Origin of the sequence: Peribacillus muralis (assembly GCF_001439925.1) — a bacterium.
GTDB lineage: Bacteria > Bacillota > Bacilli > Bacillales > DSM-1321 > Peribacillus > Peribacillus muralis.
The window spans coordinates 83,380-94,495 of the sequence record NZ_LMBV01000007.1 but is presented as its reverse complement, the minus strand read 5'-3'; the positions used below and the strand labels follow the sequence as shown (position 1 = coordinate 94,495).

The following is an 11,116-nucleotide window of genomic DNA, read 5'->3' as shown; positions in this document are numbered from 1 at the left end:
CCTTCCCATACCACCATGGGGTATGTTTTTTGGTAAAAAAGAAGTGCCCTAAAAGCACTCTCATCACTTACTCTACATCATACCCTTGATCATCAATCGTTTCTTTAATTTTTTCAAGTGATACTTTACCATGATCAAACGCTACATCCACTTTACCGGAATCCAAATGAACCTTCACACTTTCCACACCATCCAGTTTTCCTACATTCCCTTCAACTGCGTTGACACAATGTCCGCAAGACATTCCACTTACATTCAACGTTACATTTTCCATTACAGACCACTACTCCTTATTTTTTCATTAATTTTTGGATCGTAACAAGCACTTCATCTATGACCTCTGTATCTCCTTCATTCAGCCGATCCACAACACAATTCCTAAGATGCCCCTCCAATAAGATCTTGGCGACACTATTCATCGCGCTCTGAGTGGCCGCTATCTGGGTTATCACATCATCACAATACGTATCTTTTTCGATCAGACCCTTAATCCCGCGAATTTGCCCTTCGATACGATTTAACCGGGTCGTTAAATTCTTTTTTACGGCATCTGAGTGATGACTTTTACGGCCATTGGAAGAGGTTGTGCAGCATTCTTTTTCATTCAGCGAATCTGGTTCATGTACCATTTCATCCATTGCCCATCCCTCCTCGCAATTAATATACCATACCCTCCTACCCTATGCAAAGAAAAGGCTTGGTGCTCATCATAATTACTTTTGGCTTTATTTTGTTTTCTATACCTGAATTATAGAACCTAGCTAACACGGTAGACAATCATCCTTGAAAAGTTGAAGTAGGTAAAAGCATCCCCTCTGTTCATCTTCCAAGAGCATAAATCGATTGCTATAGTCACGGAATATTGAAATAATTGTTATGAAGTTAAAAAACAGGATTATAGAATATGAACGAAACATATTATCATCATTTTCTTAATTCCATTTATAAGGAGGAAGAGTCAGATGAAAATAAAATGGATAGGCGTTAGCGTCTCACCGGATTCTTTCTACTGGAGCTTGGTGCAATGGCTGCGTTCAGTAACTGGGGATATCATATTAAGACAGAGGCAGTGGTCAAAATAATCCTTGCGGTTGCCACGCCACTAGTCATAGCCACTTTATGGGGTATGTTTCTCTCCCCGAAGGCATCGTTCCCCATCTTCTCCTTCCCCATTCGAACCACGCTCAAGCTGGTTGTGTTCATTGCTGCTTCCGCATCTTTGCATTCAAGTGGGCAAAGCGTGCTCGCGGTTACGTTTCTGACTGTTTCCCTTCTTATCGTAGCAACAGTCTTCATCTTGAAGCTTCATAAAGTAAATATGTGAAGTGGATTAGTCCAAAATCGAACTTCAATATTCTGGCGCCTATACGTTGCTATTTTTACCAGGCGCTTTAATATAATGATGTAGTAGTATTGGATCTCCTCCGTAATTTTCATCATATTGTTTCTGGATTCATAGAGCGACGTCTAATTTTAGTACTGTTATTCCGCCCATAGCTCTTGGTTTTGGTTTTCTAGATATTGTAGAGACTATTTTTTTCTATGCTTTTTTGTATTCTTCTAACATCATATTATAAGGGGATTCTACCAAACTAAAATACAGTAAAACATATTGATTTTCTTCCAAGTCATTAAAAGAATTTTTGATTTCATTCGTATGGCTTTTGCTTCTTCAATATGTTTTGGATAAATAGGTTTAAACGGTTTACCACCTATTCAAAATCAATCACGTCTGCCACTTGATTACACTTCCTCTAAAAAATGTAGTTTTTTCTGTGATTAAATTTAGTTTTTTATTGCGGATTAAAACAGTAGACACCTATTCCTATTGTTTCAAAATTATAAATAAACAAGCTGAAAACAATTATTAATACCTAAGTTTTAAGAAGATTCAAAATAAACAGGACAAAAATTCCTTTTTTTAAAGGAATATAGATTTTTTTGTCGAAATATGTAATATAACCTTTTTTTATGGTAGATATAACCTTTAAAGGGGTTATATTTTCATACTTAATCATAAATATAAAGGGTTAAAACAACTTACTCTAACGAATTTACGACTACTGTTATAACTTCATATCAAGGTATCCAGACCTTTGTTTCTGACAATTCAACCGGACACATTAGTGTTACGAGTGATTTTTTAAGTGACGAAGAAATAGCAAATGCTGAAAAACAGGTAAATGCTGTGGAAGTTGATGTGACAACACAGAGACTGAAAATGGCTTGGAAGCACCAACAATGAACTCCGTAAATTCAGACTCAATTTCTATTGCTCCTAGGGCCCAAACTGGTTCTTGGGTTTGGTCTAAATGGACTAACTACACAGTAACTGTGACTGGAAAATTCACAACAACAGTAATTACCGCTGCAATTGTAAGCAAAATACCAGTAATAGGATGGGCTGCTTCTGTATTCGCGACTATAATGATAACTAACAACATGAAAACTGGTTATTTCAAAAAACGTGGGGCTTCCAGAGCAGACACATATCCGCATTACCTATGGAGTAAACAACAGGTGAACTTGTATAAAGATAAGGCACGTACAATACTGAAATCATCAAAAACTAGTGATGCATCAAAGGTAAGAATGTAATTAATTATTAATGCTAAAAAATGAGGTGATTTAAATAACTTTTAAAAAAGCGTTTAATATTGGATACCTAATAGTTTTAGCGTGTCTAATTGTTGTATATTTCACTGTTCCATATGATTATGCATGGGTTGCTATTGTCGTAGTAAGTGTTCTTTTTGGGATATATCAATTAATTATCGGTTTGAATCTAAAAAAGAATAGCAAAAATACAAAGTAAGAACTTTAGAATGAAAAATTGCGTTCATCGGAAAGTAGTATAAGCATCTTTAGAACCGGTTTTATTGTTAATGCTAAAACAAACAACATTACTCTCAAATAATAATTGTGGTCATGAAAAAAACAGTTTTACTTATAAAATCAATTTTTTTAGAACTTTATTATTTCGCAACATCAGGAAGCTGAAACAGGCAGATAGGGCTGGCCATCGATAAGATGCTGTAGCTGCGACGGATTACGGTGCAACAAAAAGGGGCTACCCCAAAGTCAGGAATATGGCTTTTAGGGCTACCCCTTCTTTTTTGCCTTATTTAATATGCAACACAAACTTGGCTACAGCCGTTTAGCCATAAACTATTTATCTCTATTAACTAAGTTACAGTTAGTCCCGGTTTAGTTGCTATGACTTTTCATGAACAGATAGGTAAGCATCATTATTCAAAGCAGTTTGTCTTGGTCTGTTCACTGTAGAATCATGGCACCAAGAATCTTTTACACCCATTGGTCCGGTAACATGTCCTGAACAATCACCCCTTTACACTTCCAGCTGCCAGTCCTTCGATGAAGAACCTCTGCAGAAATAGGAATACAATCACCATAGGAAGCGACGCCATTAAAGCGGCTGCTGCAACGAGGTTGAGCTGGCTGACATTTTGTCCAAAGAAGCCTGCAAGTGCAACGGTCAATGTCTGTACACTTGAATCTTGAAGGAAGAAAATTGCAAATTGATAGTCGTTCCAAATGTATACGGATGAAATGATCAACACTGTTGCTGTAATCGGTTTCAAAAGTGGAAATACCACTTTGAAAAATACACCTAGCGTGCTGGCGCCGTCTAGTTTTGCGGCTTCTTCTAATTCTTTGGGAATGGTTGAGCGGATAAAACCAGCATATAAGAATATCGTCAATGGCATAAAGGCGGCGACGTTGTTTAAAATCGCTACCAAATGCGTATTCATGAGCCCGATATCGACAACAAGTCGGTATAATGGAACAAGTGCTGTCAGTGGGGGGATAACCATAACCCCGACAAATAGAAAATACATGTATTTGTTCAGCTTTGTTGTTCTTCTTGCCAGTGCATATGCTGACATGGAGCCGAAAAAGATGAGAAGCACGGCAGAGAGGATTGTAATTATTGCCGTGTTTACAAATGCATTCCCAAGATTAGCATGTTCCCACGCGAGCGCGAAGTTTTCTGTGTCAAAGTAATCGGGAAAAGACCATTTGGATGTGAAATCGCCCGTCTTTTTTAAGGATGTCGTAATCAAAATGTAAAATGGAATCAGGTGAAAGGCAGTGATTAACAGCGCAAGTGCGGTCAGCAACCATTTTGTCCGTGATGAAAGTTGCCCCATTAAGCTTCAACCTCTTTTCGTTTAAAGTAGAAAAGCGCAGCCATACTGATGACTAAAATAATGAGAGCCATTAATATCCCTTGCGTTGCGGCGTATCCCGCATCCTGTCTTGAAAAATACAAGTTATACATAAATGTCGACATCGACTGAGATGCATTTCCCGGACCGCCGTTCGTCAATGCAACGATTACATCAAACAGTTTTAATCCGCCGATAATGTTCAGTACGATATTAATTGTGATTGAAGGCATTAATAGAGGAATGGTAATGTTTTTAAACTTTTGCCAGCCAGTCGCCCCATCAATATCCGCTGCTTCAAAGTAATCTTTTGAAATGCTTTGCAAGCCAGCAAGATAAATAATCATCGCAATACCAACAAACTGGAATGTGTTAACGAATACAATTATGTAAGGATTGACCGCTGGATTGCCGAGTGCGTTAATTGGCTCTTTGCCAAAAAACATAATAATATCGTTTAACGCGCCGCCCTGGAATGCAAAGAAGAAATACCAGATGTACCCCATAATAAGTGGGCTGATAATAACAGGCAAAAAAATGATCGTTCTCGTAAAGGTTCGTACTTTTAAATTGTGATTGAGCAATAAAGCGTATCCAAGTCCAACGATGTTTTGTAAAATCGTGCTGCCAATGCCAAAAAGCAATGTATTTTTCACCACTAGCCATGTATCAGGGTCGGCAAACATCCGCTTATATTGATCAAGCCCAACATAGTCATACGTCTGTGAGAATCCGTTCCAGTTTGTAAATGATATCCTGATGCCGTCCAAGAACGGATAGATAATAAACAAACACACGATCAGTGCACTTGGCAGATACATCCACCACAGTGAAGATTCCCGCCGGGTTTTTTTCATTTTTCGACTCGTCGTTTTCATTTTTTTAGATGCCTTCGTCAGCACTACAGCCATTTTATACAGCTCCTTTTTTCTAAGCTATTGGAGAAAAGGAGCTGGTGCCCGCCCCTTTTCCACATGCTGTTATTTCCCTCTTAACCGTGTGTATTCCTGTGCCATTTTTTCAGAAACCTGTTCGGGCTCCATCGTCCCTGCAATAAGTTCTTGTCCGGTTGAGCCCATCGGATCCCACATACCGCTTGGCAAATACGTGCGATCAAAATAAGGATGAATCTGTGTTCCTTTATATTGTTTATAAAATTCCGCAAAATAATTGTCTGCTTCTACATTTGTCAAAGCTGATGGAAGAGACGTACCTTCCGCGAACTTTTTCGCTACTTCCGGCTGGGCAATATACTCGATAAATTGCTTTGCTTCTTCAAGGTGTTCCGACTTTTTCGATACAGCAAGCGTCAGTCGTTCTCCCCCGATCCAGCTTGGTGAATCGCCTGGATGAATAGCGGGAACCGGCATGGTACCAACTTTCAATTCCGGATTCAGCTTCGTTACTTCACGGCCAATAGAACCATTCAGCATCGTAAACGCAATTTTATTTTGTGCCATCAATTCTGGTCCCTGTGTTAATTGGGCTGTCAGCACGTCTTTATTCAACAATCCTTTATCATTCATTTCTTTCAGCTTTTCAGGAAGATACGTGTAGTTGGACCAATCAAAGGAGCCGTCCAAAAGCTCTTTTTTATAGCTGTCTTCTTTATCGGTGATAAGGAGCGGCGTTGAAAATTGATCAAAATATTGGCCAAATTGGCTCTTATCAGACCCTCCTAACCAAAATGGAACGACTTTTCCATTGCTTTTTTCTTTAACGGCTTCGAGTGCCTCCATGAATTCATCGAATGTTGACGGTGCTTCAATGCCATATTCATCTAGCAAGGTTTTATTGTATGACAATCCGTCCAGAGCCTGGTTAATTGGATAGGCGTGAAGTTTTCCTTCATCGTCCGTCAAAATAGGCTCCATCGCCGGATCCAAGGTTGCTGCCCATTCCATATCACCTAAATCTTCAGTGTACTCTCCATACCGGCTTTTTGCCCACCCGTGCGTGTCAAATAAGTCAGGCATGTCATCCGCGGCCATTTTAACGCGTGCAAGGTCTTCATAACCGTCCCCCGGGTATGTATCTTCAATATCAATATTTGGATTTTCTTTCTCGAAATCCGCTACGATTTCTTTAAACGTATCCATGTCCGCTTTTACCGTTGCCGTGGACATGAGTGTCAATTTAACTTGACCGCCGCTTTCTCCTCCGCTATCCACGCTGTTATTTCCACAGGCTGTCAGTGCAATCATTGCTGATAAAGAAAGTACGGATAGTACCATTCGTTTTTTCATGGATTTCCCTCCAAATGAATATCTTTTAGTGGATGATTTTCTGCCAGCTTCTTCTGTTTTACACCGCAGCTCTCCCGGACAATTAAAGTGGTTGGAACCATAATCTTTACAGGCATTTCCCGCCCTTCTAACCTATCAAGCATCATTTTAACGCCAAACCGGCCCATTTCTTCTGTGGGGATTTTCACAGTTGTCAACGGCGGTGTGGTAAATTGGGCCATTTCGATATCGTTAAAACTGACGATTGCTACATCTTCCGGGACCCGGATATTTGCCTCCTGAAGCGCTCTTATGGCACCAATTGCCATTGAGTCACTCGCGATAAAAAATGCTTCTGGCAAGCTGTCCTTTCCAACCGCACCTTTCATTAAATCGTAGCCGGATTGAATGGAATATTCTTTTACAAACAGCAAATCCCGATCATAGGCATTTCGCTGCTTCATTTTGCTTTCATATACGGTTTTGCGCGCGTCAGGTGTATAAACCTTCTTCTTCAATGCCTGTGCTTCTTCGACGGATATTCGTTCTGTCCCTCCAATATAGCCAATTCGCTTGTACCCACAATCACCCAGATGATCCATCGCCAGGCTGGCTGCTTTTTCATAATCAAAGATGATTGAATCGAATTGATCTTTATGCGCGTCTTGGTTAATAAGAACAATATTGCGGTTATATTCGTAAATTGATTCAAGAATCTGAGCGTCTATCCGTCCAACCACTACTAATCCGTCCAGTTCTGAAAGTTCTTCTTTTGCTTTGACCATATGATGAAGGCGAATTAACTTTAACGAAGTGATACCCCTGTCGGCACTTTCTTTTTCAATGCCTTCCCGAATGGACTGCCAGTAAGGGTCTCTTGCTTCTTCCTCTTGTGACTGAAGCAGTACCATTCCAATTTTTGTATCTCCTGTTTTACCTGCTTCTTTTTGATGGACCAGATTTTGCATGCGCCTGCTTTTGACCGTCCGATAATTTAATTCTCTGGCCATCTGGAAAACTCTTTGTTTCGTTTCTGGTGAAGCAGAAAGTGTTTCATCATGATTTAAGACTCGCGACACTGTAGAAGCGGATAAATTCGTTTGCTTGGCAATATCTTTAATTGTTGCCATTTGACTTCCCTCATTTTTAGTAAATTTTACTGAATAAAATGAGTGTAGCATGGAAAGGGATCCTCACAACCTTATAGTCATAATATTCTGATATTTATTCATCGGAAAGTTTTACTGTTTGATAGCTTTTTTATTCATTTTATATTTCGGGAGCATCTCACCATGCGCTTCAATTAAGTCGTCACACATGCTGATAATATCATCCATTGAAAGCTCTGCTGCTGTATGCGGATCAAGCATAGCTGCTTGATAAATTTTTTCGGATGATTTTGTCATAGCTGCTTCAATCGTCAATAGCTGTGTATTAATATTTGAGCGGTTCAACGCTGCAAGCTGTTCCGGAAGTTCACCCATATATGCTGGTGTAATGCCATTTCGATTCGCAATACAAGGCACCTCTACAACTGCTTTTTCCGGCAGATTGGAAATGAGGCCGCCGGTATTTAACACGTTGCCGCCAAATACGAATGGTTCGTTCGTTTCCATTGCTTCGATAATGCGCGATCCATACTCTTTAGATCGCTCATGCGTTAAGTTTTCGTTATTCATCAGCTCTTCTTTCGTTCTTAACCAGTTGGCAATTTGTTCTTCACATCGACGCGGATATTCATCAAGGGGGATATTGAATCGGTCAATTAATTCAGGATATTTATCTTTAATGAAGAAAGGATGATATTCGGCGTTATGTTCAGAAGATTCTGTCACGTAGTACCCGAATTTGTCCATTAGCTCATAGCGGACCATGTCATGATGCTTTGATTGTTGCTTTTCCTTCGCCCGTTTCTTAATTTCAGGATATAAATCCTTGCCATTCGATTTGATTTCAAGCAGCCATGCCATATGATTAATACCAGCAATTCTTTCTTCAATGTTTTCGTATGGAATAGCAAGATCTTTTAGTAAATCGCTTGTACATACTTGAACGCTGTGGCATAAGCCAACCATTTTCACATTTGTATACCGTGAAACAGCTCCTGTTAGTGTGGCCATCGGATTTGTGTAATTTAAGAGCCAAGCATCCGGGCAAACTTCTTCTATATCATTGGCAATCTCCAGCATGACCGGAATCGTACGCAGCGCACGGAACAGTCCCCCAATTCCAATTGTGTCGGCAATTGTCTGACGAAGGCCATACTTTTTCGGTATGTCAAAATCAATGACTGTACTTGGCTTGTATCCTCCGACTTGAATGGCGTTAATCACATATTTTGCACCTTGCAATGCTTCTTTTCGATCTGTGTATGTCTTGATTGTAACTCCGGCATTTAATGTCCTTTTCAAAGCATTGAGCAAAACTCCTGATTCTAAAAGACGATCGGGGTCGATATCGAACAAAGCAAATTCAAAATCCTGGAGAGCGGGAGACAACATGCAGTCACCCAATACGTTTTTGGTAAAAATGGTACTTCCTGCGCCGATGAATGTAATTTTTTCCATTTTTCTTCCTCCCTTAAAAGATAGTGTTGAAAATTTAGTAAATTTTAATTAACATATTGTTAAAATAAATGATACAGCGCTTCCAATATCCAGGCAATGGTAAATAAAATCGGAAAAGAGGTAATATATTGCTATCTCGATCAAATGACAATCACCATAGCTTTGTGTATCATAATTTAAAGGAGCCTTTAACGGAGGCAGCTCGGATATCCTCCATCGGTTTGGAAAAACGAACGTCGACTGACTATTACTGGGATGGCCGTATGCGCCCAAATGATTTAAAAACGTGTATTTTCCAATATACACTGAATGGATATGGAGAAGTTCGGGTAGGTGAAAAAACGTATACAGTTAAACCTGGCCAAGCATTTATCGTCAAAGTACCAAGTGAACATTGTTATTATCTTCCTGAAAAAAGTCCGGAGTGGGAATTTATCTTCATTACACTGAAGGGGACGAAAGCCGAGGAGTGCTGGGATTACCTGAGTAGCCAATTTGAGCTGATCGTCCCTGTGGATGCAAATGCCCCGTTAATTTTTTTGCTGCAGAAAATCTATCAATTTGCATTAAATGAAGGCATAGAGGATACCTTTACTTCTTCTGCATTTGCATATGAATTTATCATGGGACTATATCGTTTTGCGAAAGGACTGGATAACCAACAAACTGGGATACCGGATGATATCCTGATGGCAATTCAATTCATGACGACACGCTATCATGAACCTCTATCATTGGAATCCATCGCCAAGCATGCCGGACTGTCCAAATACTATTTTACGAATAAATTCCAAAAGTACATGAAAACAACACCTATTCAATTTCTGACAAAGATACGGATACAGAAAGCAATGGAACTTTTATCAACAACAAATAAGACGATTCAGGAAATTGCAATGGAAACGGGCTATGACAATGCGAATTATTTTAGTAAAGTTTTCAAGAAAATGATTGGCAACTCTGCAGACAGTTTTCGAAAAGATAAAAAAATGCCAGATTTTGAGCATGTTATTATTGATTAACTATCTAACTAGTTGAATGAATGGATTCTACACTCACATCCCTTGTATACTTAAAGGTGATGGATCCGTGTAACATAAGGAAAAGTATTGCTCTAACATTAGGCTGTCATGAAATCCACAAAAAACACCAGAATTGTTCAACGTAAGAGGTCGAATAAACTTCCGCTGATGTTGCTTTAAAATACAGCTCAAAATCCATTCAGTAAACCTATATCATCGACAATCTTAGGCCTGGATATGTATACTAATTGATACAAAAACATCTATCTCATCTATCCAAGCTTGAAGATGAGATAGATGCTTTGGCAAAAGGTATTGAGTCAAATAGAAGAAACAACAACACTATCCCCTCATGAATGGAACTCCTTCAGTTTAATAGATAATGCTCACGAATAAGCCAACTTTCTCAAATAAAATGTGAAGGTGAATTTACGCTGCTATTTGTTTAAGTGGGAGACCTTTTCCGGTTTATTGGCAGCGTCACCATAACCATTACTTTAACGGAAGAAACCACACATCTTCTTCTCCATATACAGCCCCTGTGGGCAAAAAGCCGAAGCGTTTGTATAAGTCGCAAGCATTTACGTTATCCTTAAATACAGTTAGTCGAATTTCTTTACAATTAGTAAACTTATTGGTTATCCAATGAACCATCTCTGACAGGGCAGCACGACCATATCCTTTACCTTGATAACTTGCATCAATCATGAATCCGTTTATCCAATACATATTCGTCGTATTTGCATCGTAAGCATGCATGATAAAGCCGACCATTAGCTCTTTTGTCATAGATGGCAAAAGGCACATAAACAATATTATCTCCGTCTGGTTTAATATAAACTTTAGCAAGTGATACGGCTACTGACGGTACAAAGGTAATTTGCTGCTCCTTAACTTTCAGTGATAATGCCTCTTCCCAATTTTCTCTCGTTACACATTTCAAACGTACATTCATAACTTCACCTCTACTCATAATCTGAGATTACCTCTTTGTAACATTCAATAATGATAGAGAAATACCTTGTTCACCTACCCCCAATAATTTATTAATGATTAAAGTCGCTCAGGTGCGAAGTTTACGAATGAAAAAAACAGACATTTTCTATTAAAAA

11 protein-coding genes and 1 pseudogene are annotated in these 11,116 nt (G+C 39.2%); 3 read left to right on the top strand and 9 right to left on the bottom strand.

Translation table 11 applies throughout. The annotated features are described in order from the left end of the window. Window positions 1–67 precede the first annotated feature (67 nt). A complete protein-coding gene (gene copZ / locus ASU00_RS11385) occupies window positions 68–274 on the bottom strand; it encodes a copper chaperone CopZ (protein WP_057913590.1) in 207 nt (68 codons plus the stop codon). Window positions 275–290: 16 nt separating this feature from the next. Continuing rightward, window positions 291–629: a metal-sensitive transcriptional regulator gene (locus ASU00_RS11380; protein WP_057913703.1), complete on the bottom strand. Its 339-nt coding sequence runs from the start codon at window positions 627–629 to the stop codon at window positions 291–293. A 395-nt stretch (window positions 630–1,024) separates the two neighbouring features. Here ASU00_RS11380 and ASU00_RS11375 point away from each other — a divergent pair, with 395 nt between their 5' ends. Then, complete coding sequence (locus ASU00_RS11375) at window positions 1,025–1,324, top strand: YrdB family protein (protein WP_236712704.1); 300 nt, start codon at window positions 1,025–1,027, stop codon at window positions 1,322–1,324. 216 nt (window positions 1,325–1,540) lie between these two features. Here the strand turns inward: ASU00_RS11375 and ASU00_RS26905 are convergent, their stop codons facing one another. After that, window positions 1,541–1,648, bottom strand: a complete 108-nt coding sequence (locus ASU00_RS26905; protein ID WP_161809730.1) for a response regulator aspartate phosphatase — start codon at window positions 1,646–1,648, stop codon at window positions 1,541–1,543. Window positions 1,649–2,241: 593 nt separating this feature from the next. Here ASU00_RS26905 and ASU00_RS11370 point away from each other — a divergent pair. After that, complete coding sequence (locus ASU00_RS11370) at window positions 2,242–2,598, top strand: hypothetical protein (protein WP_057913589.1); 357 nt, start codon at window positions 2,242–2,244, stop codon at window positions 2,596–2,598. A gap of 743 nt (window positions 2,599–3,341) precedes the next feature. On the opposite strand, the gene ASU00_RS11365 is transcribed toward ASU00_RS11370, so the two are convergent. The 5 genes from ASU00_RS11365 to melA form a co-directional block, all read right to left on the bottom strand. Then, a complete protein-coding gene (locus ASU00_RS11365; protein ID WP_057913588.1) occupies window positions 3,342–4,172 on the bottom strand; it encodes a carbohydrate ABC transporter permease in 831 nt (276 codons plus the stop codon). After that, window positions 4,172–5,068 carry a carbohydrate ABC transporter permease gene (locus ASU00_RS11360; RefSeq protein WP_082630264.1) on the bottom strand — a complete coding sequence of 299 codons (897 nt, stop codon included), beginning with the start codon at window positions 5,066–5,068 and terminating at the stop codon, window positions 4,172–4,174. Before ASU00_RS11360 ends, ASU00_RS11365 begins: the two co-directional genes overlap by 1 nt. A gap of 102 nt (window positions 5,069–5,170) precedes the next feature. Beyond that, a complete protein-coding gene (locus ASU00_RS11355; RefSeq protein WP_057913586.1) occupies window positions 5,171–6,436 on the bottom strand; it encodes an ABC transporter substrate-binding protein in 1,266 nt (421 codons plus the stop codon). After that, window positions 6,433–7,545 carry a LacI family DNA-binding transcriptional regulator gene (locus ASU00_RS11350; RefSeq protein WP_057913585.1) on the bottom strand — a complete coding sequence of 371 codons (1,113 nt, stop codon included), beginning with the start codon at window positions 7,543–7,545 and terminating at the stop codon, window positions 6,433–6,435. Before ASU00_RS11350 ends, ASU00_RS11355 begins: the two co-directional genes overlap by 4 nt. A gap of 111 nt (window positions 7,546–7,656) precedes the next feature. Continuing rightward, window positions 7,657–8,982: an alpha-glucosidase/alpha-galactosidase gene (gene melA / locus ASU00_RS11345; protein ID WP_057913584.1), complete on the bottom strand. Its 1,326-nt coding sequence runs from the start codon at window positions 8,980–8,982 to the stop codon at window positions 7,657–7,659. 128 nt (window positions 8,983–9,110) lie between these two features. Here melA and ASU00_RS11340 point away from each other — a divergent pair, with 128 nt between their 5' ends. Continuing rightward, window positions 9,111–10,004 carry an AraC family transcriptional regulator gene (locus ASU00_RS11340; RefSeq protein WP_057913583.1) on the top strand — a complete coding sequence of 298 codons (894 nt, stop codon included), beginning with the start codon at window positions 9,111–9,113 and terminating at the stop codon, window positions 10,002–10,004. Between the two features lie 492 nt (window positions 10,005–10,496). Here the strand turns inward: ASU00_RS11340 and ASU00_RS11335 are convergent. Further along, window positions 10,497–10,959: pseudogene (locus ASU00_RS11335) on the bottom strand (GNAT family N-acetyltransferase). Between the last annotated feature and the right edge of the window lie 157 nt (window positions 10,960–11,116).

Bases quoted from the DNA above. Each gene is read 5' to 3' on its own strand.
- ASU00_RS11360 (WP_082630264.1), bottom strand. From the start codon at position 5,068: ATGAAAACGACGAGTCGAAAAATGAAAAAAACCCGGCGGGAATCTTCA.
- ASU00_RS11370 (WP_057913589.1), top strand. From the start codon at position 2,242: ATGAACTCCGTAAATTCAGACTCAATTTCTATTGCTCCTAGGGCCCAA.
- ASU00_RS11355 (WP_057913586.1), bottom strand. From the start codon at position 6,436: ATGAAAAAACGAATGGTACTATCCGTACTTTCTTTATCAGCAATGATT.
- ASU00_RS11375 (WP_236712704.1), top strand. From the start codon at position 1,025: ATGGCTGCGTTCAGTAACTGGGGATATCATATTAAGACAGAGGCAGTG.
- ASU00_RS11365 (WP_057913588.1), bottom strand. From the start codon at position 4,172: ATGGGGCAACTTTCATCACGGACAAAATGGTTGCTGACCGCACTTGCG.
- ASU00_RS11380 (WP_057913703.1), bottom strand. From the start codon at position 629: ATGGTACATGAACCAGATTCGCTGAATGAAAAAGAATGCTGCACAACC.
- melA (WP_057913584.1), bottom strand. From the start codon at position 8,982: ATGGAAAAAATTACATTCATCGGCGCAGGAAGTACCATTTTTACCAAA.
- ASU00_RS11350 (WP_057913585.1), bottom strand. From the start codon at position 7,545: ATGGCAACAATTAAAGATATTGCCAAGCAAACGAATTTATCCGCTTCT.
- copZ (WP_057913590.1), bottom strand. From the start codon at position 274: ATGGAAAATGTAACGTTGAATGTAAGTGGAATGTCTTGCGGACATTGT.